This is a genomic window from Limnohabitans sp. (genome assembly GCF_044361645.1).
In the GTDB taxonomy this organism is placed as follows: domain Bacteria; phylum Pseudomonadota; class Gammaproteobacteria; order Burkholderiales; family Burkholderiaceae_C; genus Limnohabitans_A.
The window spans coordinates 1-20,053 of record NZ_JBIKIL010000071.1 but is presented as its reverse complement, the minus strand read 5'-3'; the positions used below and the strand labels follow the sequence as shown (position 1 = coordinate 20,053).

The window sequence follows — 20,053 nt, the reverse complement described above, 5'->3', positions numbered from 1 at the left end:
TCTTGCGCGTGCAGTGAGCGGCCCGAGGTTTGGATGTGGTATTTCAGTTTTTGGCTGCGTTCGTTCGCGCCGTATTTTTCTTTCATGGCCACGGCCCAGATGCGGCGCGCCACACGGCCCATCACGGTGTACTCGGGGTCCATGCCGTTGCTGAAGAAGAAGGAGAGGTTGGGCGCGAAGTCGTCGATGTGCATGCCGCGCGCCAGATACGCTTCCACAAAAGTGAAACCATTGGACAGCGTGAAAGCCAGTTGGCTGATGGGGTTGGCCCCGGCCTCGGCGATGTGGTAGCCGCTGATGGACACCGAGTAGAAGTTGCGCACGTCGTGGTGCACAAAGTACTGCGCGACGTCACCCATGACTTTGAGCGAAAACTCGGTCGAGAAGATGCAGGTGTTTTGGCCCTGGTCTTCTTTCAAGATGTCGGCCTGCACCGTGCCGCGCACGTTCTGCAGCACCCATTCGCGGATTTTGGCGGCTTCGGTTTCGGTCGGCTCGCGGCCGTTCTCCAGCTTGAATTTGTCGATGTTCTGGTCGATGGCCGTGTTCATGAACATGGCCAAGATCGAGGGCGCTGGGCCGTTGATGGTCATGGACACGCTGGTGGTCGGGTGGCACAGGTCAAAGCCCGAGTACAGCACCTTCATGTCGTCCAGCGTGGCCACGTTCACGCCCGAGTTGCCGATCTTGCCGTAGATGTCGGGCCGCACTTCGGGGTCGTTGCCGTACAGCGTGACCGAGTCAAACGCGGTGGACAGGCGTTTGGCCGGCAGGCCTTCACTGACCAGTTTGAAGCGGCGGTTGGTGCGGAACGGGTCGCCTTCCCCTGCGAACATGCGGGTCGGGTCTTCACCCTCGCGCTTGAAGGCGAAGGTGCCTGCGGTGTAGGGGTAGCTGCCGGGCACGTTGTCCAGCATCAGCCACTTGAGCACTTCGCCATCGTCTTCGTACTGGGGCAGAGCGACTTTGCGGATGGTGGTGCCCGACAGCGACTTGGTGGTGAGCGCGGTGCGGATTTCTTTGTCACGGATTTTCACCACGTACTCGTCGCCCGCATAGGCTTTTTGCATGTCGGGCCACTGGGCGAGCAACTTGCGGGCGGCGGGGTCTTGGGTTTGTTCGCGTTGCACGGCCAAGTCAATTGCCGCCTCAGCCGCCTTGGGGCGACCGGCTTTGCCTGCGGCCAGCATTTGGGCGGCTGCCCGCAGTTGCTGGATTTCACGGGCCAAGCGCGACTGGTCGATGGCGCGTTTTTTGTAGCCGCGCACCGTGTCGCTGATCTCGGCCAGATAGCGCGTGCGTGAAGAGGGCACCACCGGGTTTTGGTGGGTGCTGTAACGCACCTTGACCACGGGCAAACGGCCCTCGCTGGTCTGCATGCCCAGCTCGGCCAGTCGGGCCTTGAGGGCTTGGTACAGCGCCGTGACGCCGTCGTCGTTGAAGCGCGCCGCCATGGTGCCAAACACCGGCATTTGCTCGGTCGGTGTGGTCCAGGCTTCTTGGTTGCGTTGCACCTGTTTGGCCACGTCGCGCAGCGCGTCAGACGCGCCCTTGCGGTCGAATTTGTTGATGGCGACAAACTCGGCAAAGTCCAGCATGTCGATTTTTTCGAGCTGACTGGCCGCGCCAAACTCGGGCGTCATCACGTACATGGGCACGTCCACATGCGGCACGATGGCCGCGTCGCCCTGGCCGATGCCCGAGGTTTCCACCACGATCACGTCAAAACCCGCCACCTTGCAAGCGGCGATCACGTCGGGCAAAGCAGCCGAAATTTCACTGCCAAAGTCGCGTGTGGCCAGCGAGCGCATGAAGACACGCGGGCCTTGTGACCAAGGCGAAATCGCGTTCATGCGGATGCGGTCGCCCAGCAGGGCGCCACCGCTCTTGCGGCGCGAAGGGTCGATGGAGATCACCGCCACACGCAGCGCGTCACCCTGGTCCAGCCGCAGGCGGCGGATCAACTCGTCGGTGAGGCTGGACTTGCCCGCGCCGCCCGTGCCGGTGATGCCCAGCACCGGCACTTTTTTTTGTGCGGCTTGTTCGCGCACGGCTTGGACCACGGACGCATCGGCTTTGTCGTTCTCTAGGGCGGTGATCAGCTGGGCCAGGGCGCGCCAGTGCATCTCGCCATGGCCTTGAATGGCCTTGATGGTCTTGGGGGCCAGCGGGCTCACGTCTTGGTCGCAGCGCATGACCATCTCGCCGATCATGCCGGCCAAGCCCATTTTCTGCCCATCTTCGGGGCTGAAAATGCGCACGCCTTTTTCGGCCAAAGCACGGATTTCAGACGGCACAATCACCCCGCCGCCGCCGCCAAACACCTGGATGTGCTCGCCGCCCCGGGCTTTGAGCAGGTCCACCATGTAGCTGAAGTATTCGTTGTGCCCGCCTTGGTAAGAGCTGATGGCGATGCCCTGCGCGTCTTCTTGCAGGGCCGCGGTCACCACCTCGTCCACCGAGCGGTTGTGGCCCAGGTGGATGACTTCAGCGCCCATGCTTTGCAAGATGCGGCGCATGATGTTGATGGCCGCGTCGTGGCCGTCAAACAAAGAGGCGGCGGTGACAAAACGCACCTTGTGGGTGGGCCGGTAGTTGGCCAGGGCTTTGAATTCGGCGGACAAGTCGGTCATGGGGCGTCTCCGGTGGCGGGCAGTTTTTTGAGCTTTGACGTTGACGTAAACGTCAATCAAAACCCGCATCTTAGCTGCTGCAGTCGGTCCTGTCATCGCCGCACACATCCGCCTATCCAAAGCTATGATTCAGCCCCATGGCGGTCAGCGCATGGCTTCAAACATCCGGTTGCGCGCACGGTGTTGCGCGCCCTGGGCGCCTTGCTTGACTTGACCATGCCTTCGACGCGACCGCGCATTTGCAGCCCAAACCCAGGAGTACCGTCCATGAGCGCACACCCGATCAAGCCCTCCCCTCAAGCGCCAGCGGGGCTCGCTTATGCCGGCGACATTTCGCCCGAGCAGGCCTGGGCTTGGGTGCAGTCGGGCGAGGCCGAGTTGGTGGATGTGCGCACCGACGCCGAGCGTGCCTGGGTGGGCTTTGTGCCCGGGGCCCATGCCTTGGCATGGAAGCAGTGGCCCGGCATGGCCCTGAACCCGGGTTTCGATGCCGGTGTGCAGGCTTTGGGCGCGGGCGGCAAAAAACTGGTGCTGCTGTGCCGCAGCGGTGTGCGCTCGATTGCCGCCGCACAGCGTGCCACCGAATTGGGTTTGCAGGCGTACAACATCCTCGAAGGTTTTGAAGGTGACCCCGATGCGCAGGCGCACCGGGGTGTTCAAGGGGGTTGGCGTTTTCGTGGCTTGCCTTGGCAGCAAAACTGAACCGCACGCTTCAAATGCCGGGCGGACGCCGGGCGATCATCTCTTGGTTTGCCATCTCGTAGGCGTGGGCCAGTTTCAGCAAATCCCAGTCGCCTTGCGGTTTGCCAATCAGCGCCAGGCCCATGGGCAAGCCGTTGGCCCCAAAGCCAGCAGGCACGCTGACAGACGGCAATCCTGCAAAGGTGGCGTAGATCACCACTTCCATCCAGCGGTGGTAGCTGTCCATGCTTTGGCCTGCAATGCTTTGCGGCCAGCGCAGCGACACATCAAAGGGCCACACCTGTGACACCGGAATGGCCAGCACATCGAAGCGTTCAAACAGGGTCAGCATGCTCTGGAAAAAACGCGTGCGGCTGGCGCTGGCGGCCATGAGTTGGGCCCCTGTCAAGTTGAGTGACAGGTCGTGCTCCCACAGCGCCTCGGCCTTGATGTGCGCCCGGTTGGCAGGGTTCACTAAGAAAGGCGCGATGCGCGGCCCCACCAAGGCCTGCCGCCACACCAGCCAGGCTTGCCAAATTTGCTCAGGCGGCATGCCCAGCACGGCTTCGTCCACCGCACAGCCCATGCCCGAAAAGCTGTTCAGCGCCGATTCACACACTTGCAAAATGCCTTCTTCCATGGGCAAGTAGCCCTGCAAGTTGCCCAGCCAACCGATGCGCTGGCCTTGTGGGTCGCTGTCCAGTGTGCCCGCAAACACCGCAGGGTTTTCAGTCAGGCTCAAAGGGCTGGCCGGGTGGGCACCGGCTTGTGTCGACAGCAGCATGGCCAAGTCGGCCACATGACGGGCCATCGGGCCTTCGGTGGCCAGTTGGGCGATGAACACGTCTTGTGCGGGCAGCATGGGCACGCGTCCTTGTGAGGGGCGCAGGCCAAACACATGGTTCCAACCGGCCGGGTTGCGCAAACTGCCCATGAAGTCAGAGCCGTCGGCCACAGCCAGCATGCGCTGGGCCAAGGCCACGGCTGCACCACCGCTGCTGCCGCCGGCCGATTTGCGCGGGTCCCAGGCGTTGCGGGTCGGGCCAAACACCTCGTTGAAGGTGTGCGAGCCCAGGCCAAATTCGGGTGTGTTGGTTTTGCCAATCACGATGGCCCCGGCCGCTTTGGTGCGTTGGGCCATGAGTCCATCTTCAGGGGCTACAAAGTCTTTCATGAGCGGGCTGCCCAATGTGGTGCGCAGGCCTTGCACGTTGGCCAAATCCTTGACGGCTTGGGGCATGCCGTGCATCCAGCCCATGGACTCGCCGCGTGCCAATTGGGCATCGCGCTCACGCGCTTGTGCCATCAAAAGTTCGGGTTCTTGCAGGCTGACGATGGCATTGGACCGCGGATTGAATTGCGCAATGCGCTCGAGTGTGGACTGCATGACTTCCTGGCACGACACCTGCTTGAGGTGTAGGGCGCGGGACAAATCCAAGGCTGAAGTATCAGGGTTGACCATAGGGTTTTGCTCTCGGTTTGATTTGTATTATGAAAGCGGTCGAAGGGCGATCAGCCACTGGTGAAAACCCCGACTCCGTTTTGCACAAAGGTGACGCTTGTTCGTTTTGAAAGCTGTCACCATGATTTTTCAACTGTTCCTATTTTTGGAGATCTGATCATGAAGAGACGTGTACTGTTTGCCGCCACAGGCTTGTTGGGTTTGAGCATGCTGGCCCCCATGGCTGCCCAAGCCCAAGCGCAAGACAACAAAGTGTTCCGCTTTGTGCCGCACGCCAACCTGGCGGTGCTCGACCCGGTCTGGACCACGGCCTACGTGACGCGCAACCACGCGTACATGATTTACGACACGCTGTTCTCTGAAGATGCCCAGGGCAACATCAAGCCCCAGATGGTGGACACCTACACCACCTCGACCGACCGCAAGACCTGGACTTTCAAACTTCGAGCTGGCTTGGAGTTCCATGACGGCAAGCCCGTCACCAGCGAAGACGTGGTGGCCTCGCTCAAGCGCTGGGCCAGCCGCGACGCCATGGGCGGCATCCTGAACACCTTCATCGACCGCTACGAAACGCCCGATGCCAACACCTTCCGAATGGTCCTCAAGGAGCCCAGCGGCATCGTGATCGACGCCTTGGGCAAGGCCTCCTCCAACGTGCCTTTCATCATGCCTGCACGCATTGCGGCCACACCCGGCTCCGAGCAAATCAAGGAGCACATTGGTTCGGGCCCCTTCATCTTCAAGGCCGACGAGTTCAAGCCCGGCGCCTTGGCGGTGTACACCCGCAACCCCAAATACAAGTCCCGCACCGAGGCTCCCAGCGGTATGGCGGGTGGGCGTCCAATCAGCTTTGACCGCGTCGAGTGGGTCATCATCCGCGACCCGCAAACCCAGTTCAACGCCATCAAGGCCGGTGAAGTCGACATGGTCGAGCAGCCGAGCTTCGAGCAGTACGAGACCCTGAAGAAAACCGAGGGTCTGAAGGTCGATGACTTCTCGCCAGCGGGCTTGCAGTTCATCATGCGCTTTAACCACTTGCACAAGCCGTTTGACAACCCCAAGATCCGCCAAGCCGCCATGGTGGCGATGGGTCAGCAGGCCTTCATCAACACCCAGATCGGCGTGCCCGAGCTGGGCAAACTCTGCCGCAGCATCTTCCCATGCGGTACGGTTTATGCCGATGAAAACACCGGTTATTTCACTGGTGTGGCCAACCCGGCCAAAGCCCGCGAAATGCTCAAAGAAGCCGGTTACGACAACACCCCCGTGCTCTTGATGCGCCCCACCGACTTGGCCTCGATCGCCAAGATCCCCTTGGTGGCCAAGCAGCAACTCGAAGCCGCAGGTTTTAAGGTGGACTTCCAGCAAATGGACTGGGCCTCTTTGTTGGCCCGCCGCGCCAAGAAAGACGCGCCTGCAGCCGGTGGCTGGAACGCCTTCCTGACAGCTTGGACGGCCGGCGACATCTCCAACCCGTTGGCCATGGCCATGCTCAATGCCAAGGGTGACACCGGGTGGTTCGGCTGGCAAAACGAGCCGCGTATCGAGACTTTGAAGGCCACTTTTGCGCGTGCCGCCACGGAAGACGAGAAAAAGAAAATTGCCAGCCAGATCCAGGCCGTGGCCTTTGAAACCGCCACCCATGCACCTTTGGGACAATACCGTCAGCCTACGGTTGTTCGCAGCAACGTCAGTGGTCTGTTGCAAACCCCGGGCATCCCGGTCATGTGGGGCTTGAAGAAGAACTGATGTACAGGCGCTGACCGATGTTTCAATTTGTCTTGCGCCGCTTTTTGGCGGTGCTGCCTGTGCTTTTGGTCGTGTCGCTGGTGGTCTTCCTCATCCTGAGGTTGGCCCCCGGTGACCCGGCGGCTGTGATCGCTGGCAACAGTGCCACCAACGACGACATCAACCGCATCCGGGAACAGTTGGGACTGGATCGGTCGATCCTGTCCCAGTACTTTATCTGGATTGGGCGCGTTTTTCAGGGTGATCTGGGTTATTCCTATTACCTGAGCAAGCCGGTGACCGAGTTGATTGCACAGCGCATCGAGCCCACTTTGGCGCTGGCTGCAGGCACCTTGGTGCTGGCGGTGGCGGTGGCCATTCCGCTGGGCACCATCGCCGCTTGGCGCATGGGGGGTTGGTTGGACCGGCTGTTGTCGGGCTTTTCCGTGGCTGGGTTTTCAGTCCCGGTGTTCGTGATCGCTTATTTGTTGATTTATCTGTTTGCCATCCGTTTGGAATGGCTGCCAGTGCAAGGCTACAAAAGCCTGTTTGGGCCGCGCAGCGTGCCCATGTGGGACTGGATGCGTCAGCTGATCTTGCCCTGGTTGACGCTGGCCATGATTTATGTGGCGCTGATCGCCCGCGTGACCCGCGCCAGCGTGTCCGAGGCGTTGACCGAAGACTACATCCGCACCGCCCGCGCCAAAGGGGTGACCGAGCAAGTGGTGTTGCTGCGCCACGCGCTGCGCAACGCGGCCGTGCCCATCGTCACCGTGATCGGCATTGGCGTGGCCTTGCTGATCGGCGGGGTGGTGGTGACCGAGACGGTGTACGCCATTCCCGGCTTGGGCATGCTCACGGTGGATGCGGTGCTCAACCGCGACTTCCCGGTGATCCAGGGGCTGGTTCTGTTGTTTTCCTGCGCCTACGTGTTCATCAACCTCATGGTCGATTTGAGCTATCTCTTTCTTGATCCGAGGATCCGTTACTGATGTCAGTCTCTCATCGTTTATGGGCCAACGGATCGATCCGGTTTGGTGCCTTGGTGCTGGGGTTCATGGTCTTGGTGTCCTTGCTGGCACCTTGGCTGGGCACCTTGGACCCGTCCGCCATGGACTCCAAGTTCATCAACAAACCTGCCGGCCTCAAGGGGGACTTCACCCTGGTCGATGGCAGCACCGTGGCCCACACCTTTTGGCTGGGCACCGACAGCTTTGGCCGCGATTTGTACAGCCGCGTGGTCTACGGGGCGCAAGTGTCATTGCTGGTGGGCGGCTTCACGGCCGTGCTGGCGCTGACGCTGGGTGGCTTCTTGGGCATGCTGGCCGGTTACTTTCGGCAGGTTGATGCGGTGCTCATGCGCTTCATGGATGGCCTGATGGCCATTCCTGCCATTTTGTTGGCCATTGCGCTGGTGGCGGCCTTGGGCGCGCAAGTGTGGACAGTGGTGGTGGCCATCGCCATTCCCGAGGTGCCGCGCGTCACGCGCCTGGTGCGCTCGCTGGTGCTGACTTTGCGCGAAGAGCCTTTTGTCGAGGCAGCGCGTGCACTGGCCACGCCCACGTCCGTGATCTTGTGGCGACACATTTTGCCCAATGCACTGGCGCCGCTGATCGTGCAGGGCACGTTTGTGGCCGCGTCGGCTGTGTTGACCGAAGCCATTTTGAGTTTTCTGGGGCTGGGCCTGCCGCCCGACATCCCCACATGGGGCAACATCATGGCCGAGGGGCGTGTGCAATTTAGCCAATACCCCGGCAACGTGCTGTACCCCGCCTTGTTTTTGGTGCCCACGGTGCTGGCCGTTAATTTGTTGGGGGATGGTTTGCGCGACGTGCTCGATCCCAAGTTTGCGAAGAGAGGGACATGATGAGCACAGCATCGCCTCAACCGGCCTTGTCCATCCGCCAACTCACGGTGGCGCTTCCTGCGGGCAGTGACCGGGCGCATGCGGTGCACCAGGTGTCGCTGAGCATCCTCCCCGGTCAGACCCTGTGTGTGGTGGGCGAGTCGGGCTCGGGCAAGTCGGTCATGGCCACCACCGTCATGGGTTTGCTGGCCAAGGAGCTGCGGCCCAGTGGCGGCGAGATCGTGCTGCAAGGTGAGTCCTTGCTCGGTGCTTCTGCCGCACGTTTGCGCGCCTTGCGCGGACGCAGCATGGGCATGGTGTTCCAGGAACCCATGACCGCGCTCAACCCGGTCATGACCTGTGCTGACCAGGTCGACGAGTTGCTCTCGACCCACACCGATTGGCCCCGCGACCAACGCCGCGCTGAAATTTTGCGTATTTTTGAGCGGGTGCGCCTGCCCGACCCCGAGCGCATGCTGCGCAGTTACCCGCATCAACTCAGCGGCGGTCAGCGCCAACGCATCGTGATCGCCATGGCCGTGGTGCTCAAGCCTGCCTTGATCATCTGCGACGAGCCGACCACGGCGCTCGACGTGACCACGCAAAAAGAAATTTTGAAGCTGATTGCCGACTTGCAACGCGAGCAGGGCAGTGCGGTGCTGTTCATCACGCACGACATGGGCGTGGTGGCTGAGATCGCCGACGAGGTGCTGGTGATGAACCAAGGCGAAGCGATCGAGGGCGGTCTTTGCGAGCAAGTCTTGCGCCGCCCCCAGGCGGAGTACACGCGCCAGTTGTTGGCGGCCGTTCCGGGCATGACACCGCCTGCGGCCAAATCCGCCTTCACTGGCCCGGCTTTGTTGTCGGGCCAGGGCGTGGGCAAAACCTACGCCAGCCGCGACTGGCTGGGCCGCAACCGCGCCACCGCAGCACTGCAAAACGCCCATGTGGCGGTGCATGCGGGTGAGACGGTGGGCATTGTGGGCGAGTCCGGCTCGGGCAAGTCCACTTTTGCGCGCTGCCTGATCCGCTTGGTTGACCCGAGCGAGGGCCGCATCTTGTGGGGTGACGATGAGGTGGCTACTTTGCCCGAGAGCCGTTTGCGCCCACTGCGCCACCGGGTGCAGGTGGTGTTCCAAGACCCCAACCGCTCGCTCAACCCGCGCCGTACCGTGGGCCAGTCCCTGGTCGAGGGGGCCATGAATTTTGGCCAGACGCGTGCCCAAGCCCAAGCCTTGGCCGCCGAGCTGATGGTGCAGGTGCGCCTGCCGGTCGAGGCTTTGCAGCGCTACCCCAGCCAGTTCAGCGGCGGGCAACGTCAGCGCTTGGCGATTGCCCGAGCGCTGGCCTGCCGCCCCCAGGTGCTGGTGGCCGACGAGGCAGTGAGTGCTCTGGATGTGAGTGTGCAGGCGCAAATTTTGAATCTGCTGCGCGAGGCGCAGTCGCGCCTGGGTTTGGGCTTGTTGTTCATCACCCACGACCTGCGTGTGGCGGCGCAGCTGTGCGACCGTGTCATCGTCATGCACCAAGGCCGCATCGTGGAGCAGGGCCGCACCACCGATGTGTACGCCAACCCGCAGCATGACTACACCCGGCGCTTGTTCGACGCAGCCCCGGCCGCGCTGCCCCCGCGTGACCCCTGACCCTGACCCCTGACCCCTGACCCCTGACCCCTGACCCCTGACCCCTGAACGCCCAACGCCCAACGCCCAACGCCCAACGCCCAACGCCCAACGCCCAACGCCCAACGCCCAACGCCCAAAGCTGCCACTCCATGACCCGTATCCTGATCGCTGGTTACCAGCACGAGACCAACACCTTTGCCCCCAGCTTGGCCGATTGGGCTGCCTTCCAAAAGGGTGAGGATTTTCCAGCCTATGTGCGCGGCCAAGCCTTGCTGGCGCAGATGGTGGGCGTGAACATGCCGACGGGCGGTTTCATCGACGCGGCCCGCCGCGAGGGCTGGCAGCTCGTGCCCTCGGCCTGGGCGGGTGCCACGCCCTCTTCTTATGTGACCACCGACGCGTTTGAGCGCATCTGCGACGCTGTTCTTGACGATGTGCGCGCCGCCCTGGTGCAGGGCTTGGACGGTGTTTACCTCGATTTGCACGGCGCGGCTGTGGCCGAAAACGCCGACGACAGCGAGGGCGAGTTGATCGCCCGCATCCGCGCCGTGGTCGGCCCCCGTGTGCCCATCGTCGCCAGCCTCGATTTGCACGCCAACGTGACCGAGCGCATGCTGCAGCTGGCCGACGGCCTGGTGGCTTACCGCACTTACCCGCACATCGACATGGCCGAGACCGGCGAGCGCGCCGCCATGCTGCTGCGCGAGCACCTGCGTGCAGGTGCCAAGCGCCCGGTGCAGGCGCGGCGTCTGCCGTTTTTGATTCCGCTGAATGCGCAAAGCACCTGGATGGCCCCGGCCAAAGACATCTACGACGAGATGATCGCGCTGGAAACGCAGACCGGCTGCATGCTGAGTTTTTGCATGGGCTTTCCGGCGTCTGACTTTGCCGAATGCGGCCCGGTGGTTTGGGGCTGTGGCGCGCAGGCAGAAATGGCCGTGCAGCGTTTGTTCGAGCGTGTGGCCGAACCCAGCCAATGGCGCCCCGACGTGCTGCCCGCCCGCGAGGCCGTTGCGCAGGCGCTGGCCACCGCCGAGCTGTCTGAGCCCCCCGTGGTCATCGCCGACACCCAAGACAACCCCGGCGCTGGCGGCGAGAGCAACACCACCGGCATGCTGCACGCCCTGTTGCAGCAAGGGGCCGGACAGCGCTGGCCTGCCCAGGTGGCGCTGGGTTTGTTGTACGACCCCGAGGCCGCCCGCATGGCGCACACCGCTGGCGCAGGGGCTGTGTTGCAATTGGCTTTGGGCAAGGCCGTGCCCACGTTTACCGGCCAGGCCAGCGACCCGCCTTTGCAAGGGCGCTTCACCGTGCGGGCCTTGGGGCCAGACCATTGCGAGCTCAAAGGCCCGATGATGACCGGCATCAAGCCCCGCATTGGGCCTTGTGCGTGTCTGGAAATCGAGGGCGTTTTGATCGCCGTGGCCAGCGGCAAGATGCAAATGCTGGACCGCGAGTTGTTCCGCGCCGTGGGCATCCAGCCCGAGCAGATGAAGTTGCTGGTGGTGAAAAGCTCCAACCATTTCCGGGCCGATTTCACGCCGATTGCCAGCCGCGTGCTGGTGGCCAAAGCGGCCGGCCCCATGGCGGCCGACCCGGGCGACTTGCCTTGGAAAAAACTCAGTCCCCAGACCCGCACCCGGCCCTGACCTGACCCGACTTCCCGCTTGGGGTTTTTGATTCACCAGACAAAAGGCATGAGCATGAGCACCGCACCCGCAGCAGCTTCAACCCAAGACCTGACCCAAACCCCAGCCCATGAACTGCTGGCGCTGTACCGCAGCGGGCAAACCTCACCTGTCGAGGTCACGCAGGCGGTGCTGCAGCGCATCGCGCGCCTGAACCCGCACATCAACGCCTTTTGCTTGGTCGACGAAGCCGCCGCCATGGCCAGCGCCCGCGCCAGCGAGGCGCGTTGGCAGGCGCACCGCCAGCAAGGCGCACCCGTGGGCGCTCTGGAGGGTGTGCCCAGCTCGATCAAAGACCTCATCCTCACGCGGGGTTGGCCCACTTTGCGCGGCAGCCGCACGGTCGACCCGAACCAGGCTTGGGAGGTCGATGCTCCGGCCACGGCGCGGCTGCGTGAAGCCGGTGCGGTGCTGCTGGGCAAAACCACCACCCCCGAATTTGGTTGCAAGGGTGAGACGAATTCGCCCGCCACCGGCATCACGCGCAACCCCTGGAATTTGTTGCACACGCCTGGCGGGTCGTCGGGCGGTACGGCGGCGGCGGTGGCGGCAGGTCTGGGGCCGCTGAGCGTGGGCACCGATGGCGCGGGCAGTGTGCGGATTCCGGCGGCGTTTTGCGGCAATGTGGGCCTCAAACCCAGCTTTGGCCGGGTGCCCGCCTACCCCTTGTCGCCTTTTGGTTCGGTGGCGCATTTGGGGCCACACACCCTGAGCGTGCGCGACGCGGCCATGATGATGAACGTGCTCAAGCAGCCCGATGCGCGCGACTGGACAGCCTTGCCGCCTGACGTGAGCGACTACACCGTGGGCCTGGAAGACGGCATACGGGGATTGCGCATCGCTTATTCCCCCACTTTGGGTTTCGCCAAAAACATACACCCCGAGGTGGCCGCATCAGTGGCTGCGGCCGTGCAAGTGTTGCAGGCCCTGGGCGCGCATGTGGAACACATTGACCCGGGTTTTGAAGACCCCTTGGACATCACCACCGGCCTGTGGTTTTTGGGCGCTTACACCGTGTGGCAGGGCTTGAGCGCCGCCCAGCAGGCCGTGACCGACCCGGATTTTCGGGCCGAGGCCGAGTTGGGTGCGCAGCTGAGTGCCTTGCAGGTGCAGCAATTGCACCAGCGCCGGGGCGTGCTGGGCTCGCACATGCGCCAGTTCATGCAGCGTTATGACCTGTTGGTCACACCCGCAGTGTCCATACCCGCCTTTGAAGCCCGCGCCGCAGGCACGGCCCCCATGACCCCCGAGGCCATGTTGGGCTGGACCCCGTTCAGCTATCCTTTTAACCTGACCCAGCAACCGGCCATCACCGTGCCTTGTGGCCTGACCCGCAGCGGCCTGCCCATGGGTTTGCAAATCGTCGGCCCCATGTTTGGCGATGCTTTGGTGCTGCGCGCGGCGCGGGCTTATGAGTCGGTGATGCCCGTGGGCAGGCCGGTTTTGTAAACCTTGGGTGGGTGCGAGCCATCAGCTTGGATGTGCTTTGCGCCCGAATCTGGAGTGTCCGCCCGTGTGTGCCTTCCTGCTGGGTCATGATTTGGGCACAATACGAAAAGTTTTAATACGACTCTTCTAGGAGACCTTATGTTTGGAAAATCGAAATCAACCGTCGCCCCTTTGAGCACGAGCTCGGAAAAATTTGACACGGTCATTGGCCGTCATGCCGAGGTGCACGGCTCTTTGCGTTTGCAAGAGAGCGTGCGCATCGACGGCAAAGTGGTGGGCAACATCGAAGCGCCTCAAGATGCCACCATTTTGGTGATGATCGGCCCCAACGGCGAGGTGCACGGCGATGTGCTGGCCAGTCGCATCGTGGTCGCGGGCAAAGTGGCCGGCAACATCCATGCTTTGGAGCGTGTCGAGTTGTTGGCCAGTGCGCTGGTTCAGGGCGACATCAAATACACCTCCATGGCCGTGGAACACGGTGCCAAATTATTGGGCTTGATGCTCCAAGTGGATTCCCCAGATCAAGCCACGCGGCCCAACATGGATGCGCAAGAGGCCATTCGCAAAGCGCAAGCTTCAGGCGTCAACCGCTGAGGGCTTGCCCCGAAGTTGCGCCTTTCAAAGTCATTATCATCGGCGCATGACTTTTCTTGCCATCGACGTGGGTAACACGCGCCTGAAATGGGCGCTGTACGACCGGCCAAGCCCCCAAGGCCAATTGCTGGTGCAAGGCGCTGAATTCCTCGAAAACATCGACTGTTTGTCCGAAGGCCCGTGGGCTTCGTTGCCCAAGCCCGATCAGATGCTGGGCTGCGTGGTGGCCGGTGATGCCATCAAGCGCCGCGTGCAAGAGCAAATGGACATTTGGGATGTGACACCCCACTGGGTGGTGCCCAGTGTGCATGAGGCCGGTTTGACCAACGGTTACGACCACCCCTCGCGCTTGGGCTCAGACCGCTGGGTGGCCATGATTGGCGCACGCCATCGCCTGTTGGCGTGCGGCCTCTTGCGCCCCTTGGTGGTGGTGATGGTGGGCACGGCGGTGACGGTCGAAGCGATTGATGAACACGGGCGTTTCTTGGGCGGGCTGATCTTGCCTGGCCACGGCATCATGCTGCGCGCCTTGGAGTCGGGCACGGCGGGTTTGCATGTGCCCACCGGTGATGTGAGGCCGTTTCCCACCAACACCAGCGATGCCCTGACCAGTGGCGGCACCTATGCGATTGCGGGTGCCTGCGAGCGCATGGTGCAGCACTTGCGCGAACACACCGGGCAAGAGCCTTTGTGCGTCATGACAGGCGGTGCGGGCTGGAAGATGGCCCCCAGCATGTCGGTGCGCTTTGAGTTGGTGGACAACCTGATTTTTGATGGCTTGTTGACCTTGGCCGCCCTGCGTTTTGCTTGAGGCTCAATCGGCTTGGGGTGATTTGTAGGCCGCCGTCAAGGCGTGCAAATGGCTTTGCAAATCGGTGTTGGCCATGTAGGGCGACAACAAGGCCAGCACATGCTGCGCCCCGCGTGTCAGGGCCAAGCTGGCGCTGGCAGGCTCCATGGCCTGGCGGGGGTTGCGAACATACTCGTAACTGAGCCAATAGGTCACCATGACCGACAAACTGGCCGACAGGGTTTCGATGTGGTCTGCATCCATGCGCATCAGGCCAGCGGCCACCAAAGACTCCAGCATTTGACGAAAAGCTTGGGTCTTGCGCTCCAGCACCGCATGGAAATGGGTCTCCAGATGCCGATTGCCCGACAACAAGTTGTTCAAATCGCGGTACAAAAAGCGGTGGTTCCAGACTTGCTCAAACAGCGAGTGCAGAAAAAACCACGTGTCCTCCACGTCGCACACATCGGGGGCTGCGTCCAACAGGGTCAGCATGGCCGTCTCGTATTGGTCAAACAACTGGTTGACCAAAGCGTCTTTGGACGGAAAGTGGTAGTAAAGATTGCCCGGACTGATGCCCAGCTCCGCCGAGATCAGCGTGGTCGAGACATTGGGCTCGCCAAAGCGGTTGAACAAAGCCAGCGTCACCAGCGCTATGCGCTCAGCGGTGCGACGAGGTGCTTTTTTGGCCATGGCCGGGCGCTGCAGACAGGACTAAACCGATTTTTTGCGAGCAGGACGCGAAGGCGTTGGCGTGGCTTGACGCGCCCGGCTCACCGCGGTCTGGGTGGGCGCAGCGGCCTTGGGCTTGGCAGCGCTGCTGGGCCCCGGCTGCAAGGCTTGCAACTGCGACTCCAGATGCGCCACACGCGCGCTCAGCATTTGCATGTCCACCAGCGAGGGCATGCCCAAGCTGTGCAAGGCCTTGGCCACGCGGTCTTCAAACAGGTGTTCCAGCTTGTCCACCCGCAATGATGCGGATTGACCCAAACTGCCTGCCATCTGGCTCAAGCGCTCGGTGGCCTCTTGCAGGCGTTGCTGGGCTTCGGCTTGGCTTTTGCGCTGAAAAGCCAGGCCATCGTTGAGCAGAGCTTCAATGGCTTTGCTGCCTTGTTCTTGGGCTTTGGCCATCGCGCCCAAACCTGCCAGCCAGACCTGTTGCGTGGGCGGTGTCAAGCTGGGTGCTGGTGGCGTTGCTGAGCCAGTTTGGCGTTGGGTTTTTTTGGATGAGGCCATTGATCGCTTCCTGAAGTGAGCACCACTTTAACCGGTCAGCAAGCCTGTGTGCAGCCATGGCAACGCGAGCACGCAAAGAGGCACACTAACCGACCAGCAAGCCTGTGAGCAGCCATGGCAGCGCGAGCACGCGAACTGGCAGGCAAAGCCGCGGCGCTTGATGCGGCCGCTGGGCTCAAAGGCCAGGTCAATGCTTCTAAAATCCGAAGTCAGAAGGCGCAGCGTGTGTTGTGTCCGTACAGGATGATTTTTCCATGCCCCCTTTGATGACCGGCGGCGCAGGCTTTATTTGCGCCAACTTTCTGTCCGACTGTCACTGCGAGCGCAGCGCGGCAGTCCATGGATCGCTTCGTGCCTCGCGATGACGGATTCCCTGTCACTGCGAGCGCAGCGCGGCAGTCCATGGATCGCTTCGTGCCTCGCGATGACGGATTCCCTGTCACTGCGAGCGCAGCGCGGCAGTCCATGGATCGCTTCGTACCTCGCGATGACGGATTCCCTGTCACTGCGAGCGCAGCGCGGCAGTCCATGGATCGCTTCGTGCCTCGCGATGACGGATTACACGACGGCGGGCCGCACCTTGACGAATTGCACGACGACTGGTCACGCCTTGACGGATTGGTCGTCACTGCGAGCGCAGCGCGGCAGTCTATGGATCGCTTCGTACCTCGCGATGACGGATTCCACGTCGGCGGGCCACGCCTTGACGGATTCCCTGTCACTGCGAGCGCAGCGCGGCAGTCTATGGATCGCTTCGTACCTCGCGATGACGGATTGCACGACGACGGGCCACGCCTTGACGGATTGCACGACGGTTGGCCCTGTGCCAGCCAAATCACTGACGCCACCGACCACCCCGGTCAGGACCGCCGCTGCGCGATCGACGCCAGCAAAATCCACCGCAAGCTGGGCCGCAAGCCTGTGCAAACCTTTGAAACCGGCATCCGCGAAAGCGTGGTCTGTTACCTGGCCAGGTCCGACTGGGTGTTCCACGTGCAAGGCGGCGCTTACCGCGACGGGGTCAGCCAAAACTTTGCAGAGGGTCAAACATGAAGATATTGCTGTTGGGTAAAAATGGCCAAGTCGGCTGGGAGTTGCAGCGCAGCTTGGCGCCTTTGGGCGAGCTGCTGGCGCTGGACCGGCACAGCACAGACTTTTGTGGTGACCTTAGCCAGCCTGCGCGCTTGGCCCAAACGGTATTGGCCTACCGGCCCGATGTGGTCGTGAATGCCGCCGCGCACACCGCCGTGGACAAAGCCCAAAGCGAGCCCGAGCTTGCCCGCTGCCTCAACGCTACCGCGCCCGCTGCGCTTGCCCACGCGGCGGCCGAGGTGGGTGCTTGGCTGGTGCATTACTCCACCGACTACGTGTTCAACGGGCAGGGCGAAACCCCTTGGCAAGAGGGCAGCGCCACAGGCCCCTTGAGTGTGTACGGCCAGACCAAGCTCGAAGGCGAGCAAGCCATTGCCGCTGCATGCGCCAAGCACCTGATTTTTCGCACCAGCTGGGTGTACGCCGCGCGCGGCGCCAACTTTGCCAAAACCATGCTGCGCCTGGCTGCCGAGCGCGAGCGCCTGAGCGTGATTGACGACCAACACGGTGCACCCACCGGTGCCGACTTGATCGCCGACGTCACGGCGCACGCCATCCGCAGGGTGATGCACCAAGCCGAGTTGGCGGGCATCTACCATCTGGTGGCGGCGGGTGAGACCACTTGGCATGCTTATGCCAGCCATGTGGTGGCGCAGGCCCGGCTCATCAAACCAGAGTTGGCCTTGACAGTCAAAGACATCGCGCCCGTGCCCACCACGTCTTTTCCCACGCCAGCACAACGCCCTTTGAACTCGCGACTGCGCACCCATAAACTGCGGCAAGCCTTCGGTTTGGTGCTGCCGCCTTGGCAGCAAGGGGTAGACCGCATGCTGGCCGAAGTGTTGGGCTGAGGGATGACCAGAAAGCGGGCTGAGACCCGCTGAAGCGTCATGGCCTTGCGGCACAATCACTGTGAATTTGAACCTGCCCTTTATTCTTCGCTCAAGCCTTCGCTCAAGCTTTCGCCCAACCTCTTGCCACACACCATGACCGACCCCGCTCCCACCTTTTGTGTTGCGCCTCATGACCAGGCCCAAATCCTGGCGCAGGCCATGCCCTACATCCGCAAGTTCCACGGCAAAACCCTGGTCATCAAATACGGCGGCAACGCCATGACCGACCCGGCCTTGCAACAAGCCTTTGCCGAGGACGTGGTGCTGCTCAAACTGGTGGGCATGAACCCGGTGGTGGTGCACGGTGGTGGTCCGCAGATCGAAACGGCCCTCAAGCGTTTGGGCAAAACCGGTGAGTTCATCCAGGGCATGCGTGTGACCGATGCCGAGACCATGGAAGTGGTGGAGTGGGTGCTGGGCGGCGAGGTGCAGCAAGACATTGTGGGCATGATCAACCGCGCAGGCGGCAAAGCCGTGGGCCTGACAGGCCGCGACGGCGGCCTGATTCGCGCCAAAAAACTGCGCTTGGTGGACGCGCAAGACCCCACCAAAGAGCATGACGTGGGCCAGGTCGGCGAGATCGAAAGCATCGACCCGGCCATCTTGCAGTGCCTGCAAGACGACGCCTTCATCCCCGTGGTCAGTCCGATTGGTTTTGGCATCAACAACGAAAGCTACAACATCAATGCCGATGTGGTGGCGGCCAAACTGGCCACCGTGTTGCAGGCTGAAAAACTGCTCATGCTCACCAACATCCGGGGCGTGCTGGACAAACAAGGCCAGCTGCTCACCGAGTTGACGCCCAGCCGCATCGACGAGCTGTGCGCCGATGGCACCATCAGCGGCGGCATGATTCCCAAGATCGCTGGCGCACTCGACGCGGCCAAGAGCGGCGTGAATGCGGTGCACATCATCGACGGCCGCGTGCCCCACGCCATGCTGCTGGAAGTGCTGACCGAGCAAGCCTTCGGCACCATGATCCGTAGCCGCTGAAAACCGGCTCGCATGGGCTGTGCAGGCCGTGTTCAAATTCAAGCCCTAACCCATGGAGGCAGCGTCATGTCAGACCCAGTACAGCCCAGCGCACGGTTTTCCGACGACGATGGGACACCTGCCCGCAAACGCCCAGGCCCAGGCCAGCGGCGACTGCAAATCTTGCAAACCTTGGCGACCATGCTGGAGCAACCCGGTGCTGAGCGTGTGACCACGGCAGGCTTGGCTGCCAAAATTGGGGTGAGCGAAGCGGCCTTGTACCGCCATTTCGCCAGCAAGGCACAAATGTTTGAGGGCTTGATCGATTTTGTGGACCAATCGGTGCTGGGCCTGATTCGCCAAGTGACCGACCGCGAGCCTGCAGGCCCTTTGCAAGCCGGGCGCATCGTGGCCTTGTTGTTCCAGTTCGCCGAAAAAAACCCGGGCATGAGCCGGGTCATGAATGGCGAGGCACTGGTGCTCGAGCATGAGCGCTTGCAAGAGCGCATCAACTTGCTGTTCGACAAAATTGAAGCGCAGCTGCGCCAATCGCTCAAAGGCACCGAGTCGTCTGCCCCTGCGGCCAATGCTGCAGCCACTGCCGATGCGAAAGTCACAGCCTCGTTGCTGGTGGCCTTCATGCAAGGCCGCTTGCAGCGCTTTGCCCGTTCGGGCTTCAAGCGCTTGCCCTCGGAGCATTTGCAGGCGGTTTTGGAGCGTGTGTTGTAAAGCTTGGGACTGCCGCTGGGCGGCACCGATCAAGGCCCAGTTGCCCACCATGGGCTCAGTTCAAGCGGGCGCAAACGGCAGCAGATCTTTTTGTCAGAGGTTTTTTGAGCGCGGCAAAGGCATGATCACGCTCGTGCTTGCCCAAGGGCTCTGCGGCCCTTGCTTGGCCCGCTTTGTGTTTCTTCAGTGGCGGTGTCCCACCACCTCCCCGGCTTTGAGTTGGTACACCGTGCCGCAATAAGGGCACTTGGCGTGGCCGGTTTTGGCCACGTCCAAGTAAGACTTGGGGTGGCTGTTCCAGATTTTCATGTCGGCTTTGGGGCTGGGGCAAAACACACCGCCCTGGGCATTCAGGTCGGTGGCCAGCAGCTCAACAGCTTGGGTGCTCATGCGCGCGCTCCTCAGACCTTGGTCAGCCAGTGGGCGTACTTGGGATTGCGGCCATTGACGATGTCAAAAAAGCCGCTTTGGATTTTTTCGGTGATCGGGCCTCGGGTGCCCACGTAATCGTCCTTGCCCAAGGCGATGCGATCGAGTTCGCGGATCGGCGTGACTTCGGCGGCGGTGCCGGTGAAGAAAGCCTCGTCAGCGATATAGACCTCGTCGCGGGTGATGCGCTTTTGCACAATCTCCAG

18 protein-coding genes and 1 pseudogene are annotated in these 20,053 nt (G+C 62.2%); 13 read left to right on the top strand and 6 right to left on the bottom strand.

Annotated elements, in window-relative coordinates; genetic code table 11:
* Nucleotides 1-2,633 (bottom strand): methylmalonyl-CoA mutase family protein (locus ACIQ39_RS12060; protein ID WP_396434848.1); only part of this gene is annotated, 2,633 nt, incomplete at its 3' end.
* A 267-nt stretch (nt 2,634-2,900) separates the two neighbouring features.
* On the opposite strand from ACIQ39_RS12060, the gene ACIQ39_RS12055 reads away from it, so the two are divergent.
* The gene (locus ACIQ39_RS12055; RefSeq protein ID WP_396434847.1) at nt 2,901-3,335 is read left to right on the top strand and encodes a rhodanese-like domain-containing protein; all 435 of its coding nucleotides are present in this window, start codon (nt 2,901-2,903) and stop codon (nt 3,333-3,335) included.
* A 10-nt stretch (nt 3,336-3,345) separates the two neighbouring features.
* On the opposite strand, the gene ACIQ39_RS12050 is transcribed toward ACIQ39_RS12055, so the two are convergent.
* Nucleotides 3,346-4,776 carry an amidase gene (locus ACIQ39_RS12050; RefSeq protein WP_396434846.1) on the bottom strand — a complete coding sequence of 477 codons (1,431 nt, stop codon included), beginning with the start codon at nt 4,774-4,776 and terminating at the stop codon, nt 3,346-3,348.
* Nucleotides 4,777-4,935: 159 nt separating this feature from the next.
* Here ACIQ39_RS12050 and ACIQ39_RS12045 point away from each other — a divergent pair, with 159 nt between their 5' ends.
* The 8 genes from ACIQ39_RS12045 (at nt 4,936) to ACIQ39_RS12010 (ending at nt 14,517) form a co-directional block, all read left to right on the top strand.
* Entirely contained in the window at nt 4,936-6,525 is a 1,590-nt protein-coding gene (locus ACIQ39_RS12045; protein ID WP_396434845.1) for an ABC transporter substrate-binding protein, read from the top strand.
* 17 nt (nt 6,526-6,542) lie between these two features.
* Entirely contained in the window at nt 6,543-7,496 is a 954-nt protein-coding gene (locus ACIQ39_RS12040) for an ABC transporter permease (protein ID WP_396434844.1), read from the top strand.
* Complete coding sequence (locus ACIQ39_RS12035) at nt 7,496-8,371, top strand: ABC transporter permease (RefSeq protein WP_396434843.1); 876 nt, start codon at nt 7,496-7,498, stop codon at nt 8,369-8,371. Before ACIQ39_RS12040 ends, ACIQ39_RS12035 begins: the two co-directional genes overlap by 1 nt.
* Entirely contained in the window at nt 8,371-9,993 is a 1,623-nt protein-coding gene (locus ACIQ39_RS12030) for a dipeptide ABC transporter ATP-binding protein (protein WP_396434842.1), read from the top strand. Before ACIQ39_RS12035 ends, ACIQ39_RS12030 begins: the two co-directional genes overlap by 1 nt.
* Nucleotides 9,994-10,124: 131 nt before the next feature.
* The gene (locus tag ACIQ39_RS12025) at nt 10,125-11,624 is read left to right on the top strand and encodes a M81 family metallopeptidase (RefSeq protein ID WP_396434841.1); all 1,500 of its coding nucleotides are present in this window, start codon (nt 10,125-10,127) and stop codon (nt 11,622-11,624) included.
* 54 nt (nt 11,625-11,678) lie between these two features.
* Nucleotides 11,679-13,112 carry an amidase gene (locus ACIQ39_RS12020; protein WP_396434840.1) on the top strand — a complete coding sequence of 478 codons (1,434 nt, stop codon included), beginning with the start codon at nt 11,679-11,681 and terminating at the stop codon, nt 13,110-13,112.
* 138 nt (nt 13,113-13,250) lie between these two features.
* On the top strand, nt 13,251-13,706 hold the full coding sequence (locus ACIQ39_RS12015; RefSeq protein WP_396434839.1) for a polymer-forming cytoskeletal protein: 456 nt from the start codon (nt 13,251-13,253) through the stop codon (nt 13,704-13,706).
* Nucleotides 13,707-13,752: 46 nt separating this feature from the next.
* On the top strand, nt 13,753-14,517 hold the full coding sequence (locus tag ACIQ39_RS12010; protein WP_396434838.1) for a type III pantothenate kinase: 765 nt from the start codon (nt 13,753-13,755) through the stop codon (nt 14,515-14,517).
* A gap of 3 nt (nt 14,518-14,520) precedes the next feature.
* On the opposite strand, the gene ACIQ39_RS12005 is transcribed toward ACIQ39_RS12010, so the two are convergent.
* Together ACIQ39_RS12005 and ACIQ39_RS12000 are read right to left on the bottom strand one after the other, a co-directional pair.
* Entirely contained in the window at nt 14,521-15,189 is a 669-nt protein-coding gene (locus tag ACIQ39_RS12005) for a TetR/AcrR family transcriptional regulator (protein ID WP_396434837.1), read from the bottom strand.
* 21 nt (nt 15,190-15,210) lie between these two features.
* Nucleotides 15,211-15,732 (bottom strand): phasin family protein, encoded by a 522-nt coding sequence (locus ACIQ39_RS12000; RefSeq protein ID WP_396434836.1) that lies wholly within the window; start codon nt 15,730-15,732, stop codon nt 15,211-15,213.
* A gap of 339 nt (nt 15,733-16,071) precedes the next feature.
* On the opposite strand from ACIQ39_RS12000, the gene ACIQ39_RS11995 reads away from it, so the two are divergent.
* The 4 genes from ACIQ39_RS11995 to slmA all read left to right on the top strand — a co-directional run bounded on the left by ACIQ39_RS11995 (nt 16,072) and on the right by slmA (nt 19,418).
* Nucleotides 16,072-16,785, top strand: coding sequence for a hypothetical protein (locus ACIQ39_RS11995; protein ID WP_396434835.1), 714 nt, complete (start codon nt 16,072-16,074; stop codon nt 16,783-16,785).
* On the top strand, nt 16,782-17,675 hold the full coding sequence (gene rfbD / locus ACIQ39_RS11990; RefSeq protein WP_396434834.1) for a dTDP-4-dehydrorhamnose reductase: 894 nt from the start codon (nt 16,782-16,784) through the stop codon (nt 17,673-17,675). Before ACIQ39_RS11995 ends, rfbD begins: the two co-directional genes overlap by 4 nt.
* A gap of 135 nt (nt 17,676-17,810) precedes the next feature.
* The gene (gene argB / locus ACIQ39_RS11985) at nt 17,811-18,710 is read left to right on the top strand and encodes an acetylglutamate kinase (protein ID WP_396434833.1); all 900 of its coding nucleotides are present in this window, start codon (nt 17,811-17,813) and stop codon (nt 18,708-18,710) included.
* A 66-nt stretch (nt 18,711-18,776) separates the two neighbouring features.
* Nucleotides 18,777-19,418: a nucleoid occlusion factor SlmA gene (slmA, locus tag ACIQ39_RS11980; protein WP_396434832.1), complete on the top strand. Its 642-nt coding sequence runs from the start codon at nt 18,777-18,779 to the stop codon at nt 19,416-19,418.
* 183 nt (nt 19,419-19,601) lie between these two features.
* On the opposite strand, the gene ACIQ39_RS11975 is transcribed toward slmA, so the two are convergent.
* Both ACIQ39_RS11975 and ACIQ39_RS11970 read right to left on the bottom strand, forming a co-directional pair.
* The gene (locus ACIQ39_RS11975) at nt 19,602-19,808 is read right to left on the bottom strand and encodes a zinc-finger domain-containing protein (protein ID WP_396434831.1); all 207 of its coding nucleotides are present in this window, start codon (nt 19,806-19,808) and stop codon (nt 19,602-19,604) included.
* A gap of 11 nt (nt 19,809-19,819) precedes the next feature.
* Nucleotides 19,820-20,053, bottom strand: a pseudogene (locus tag ACIQ39_RS11970) (branched chain amino acid aminotransferase); the annotation flags it as partial.

What these genes read in the sequence shown, in the direction of transcription:
- ACIQ39_RS12055 (WP_396434847.1), top strand. Translation starts at nt 2,901, where the DNA reads ATGAGCGCACACCCGATCAAGCCCTCCCCTCAAGCGCCAGCGGGGCTC.
- ACIQ39_RS12050 (WP_396434846.1), bottom strand. Translation starts at nt 4,776, where the DNA reads ATGGTCAACCCTGATACTTCAGCCTTGGATTTGTCCCGCGCCCTACAC.
- ACIQ39_RS12045 (WP_396434845.1), top strand. Translation starts at nt 4,936, where the DNA reads ATGAAGAGACGTGTACTGTTTGCCGCCACAGGCTTGTTGGGTTTGAGC.
- ACIQ39_RS12040 (WP_396434844.1), top strand. Translation starts at nt 6,543, where the DNA reads ATGTTTCAATTTGTCTTGCGCCGCTTTTTGGCGGTGCTGCCTGTGCTT.
- ACIQ39_RS12035 (WP_396434843.1), top strand. Translation starts at nt 7,496, where the DNA reads ATGTCAGTCTCTCATCGTTTATGGGCCAACGGATCGATCCGGTTTGGT.
- ACIQ39_RS12030 (WP_396434842.1), top strand. Translation starts at nt 8,371, where the DNA reads ATGAGCACAGCATCGCCTCAACCGGCCTTGTCCATCCGCCAACTCACG.
- ACIQ39_RS12025 (WP_396434841.1), top strand. Translation starts at nt 10,125, where the DNA reads ATGACCCGTATCCTGATCGCTGGTTACCAGCACGAGACCAACACCTTT.
- ACIQ39_RS12020 (WP_396434840.1), top strand. Translation starts at nt 11,679, where the DNA reads ATGAGCACCGCACCCGCAGCAGCTTCAACCCAAGACCTGACCCAAACC.
- ACIQ39_RS12015 (WP_396434839.1), top strand. Translation starts at nt 13,251, where the DNA reads ATGTTTGGAAAATCGAAATCAACCGTCGCCCCTTTGAGCACGAGCTCG.
- ACIQ39_RS12010 (WP_396434838.1), top strand. Translation starts at nt 13,753, where the DNA reads ATGACTTTTCTTGCCATCGACGTGGGTAACACGCGCCTGAAATGGGCG.
- ACIQ39_RS12005 (WP_396434837.1), bottom strand. Translation starts at nt 15,189, where the DNA reads ATGGCCAAAAAAGCACCTCGTCGCACCGCTGAGCGCATAGCGCTGGTG.
- ACIQ39_RS12000 (WP_396434836.1), bottom strand. Translation starts at nt 15,732, where the DNA reads ATGGCCTCATCCAAAAAAACCCAACGCCAAACTGGCTCAGCAACGCCA.
- ACIQ39_RS11995 (WP_396434835.1), top strand. Translation starts at nt 16,072, where the DNA reads ATGGATCGCTTCGTGCCTCGCGATGACGGATTCCCTGTCACTGCGAGC.
- rfbD (WP_396434834.1), top strand. Translation starts at nt 16,782, where the DNA reads ATGAAGATATTGCTGTTGGGTAAAAATGGCCAAGTCGGCTGGGAGTTG.
- argB (WP_396434833.1), top strand. Translation starts at nt 17,811, where the DNA reads ATGACCGACCCCGCTCCCACCTTTTGTGTTGCGCCTCATGACCAGGCC.
- slmA (WP_396434832.1), top strand. Translation starts at nt 18,777, where the DNA reads ATGTCAGACCCAGTACAGCCCAGCGCACGGTTTTCCGACGACGATGGG.
- ACIQ39_RS11975 (WP_396434831.1), bottom strand. Translation starts at nt 19,808, where the DNA reads ATGAGCACCCAAGCTGTTGAGCTGCTGGCCACCGACCTGAATGCCCAG.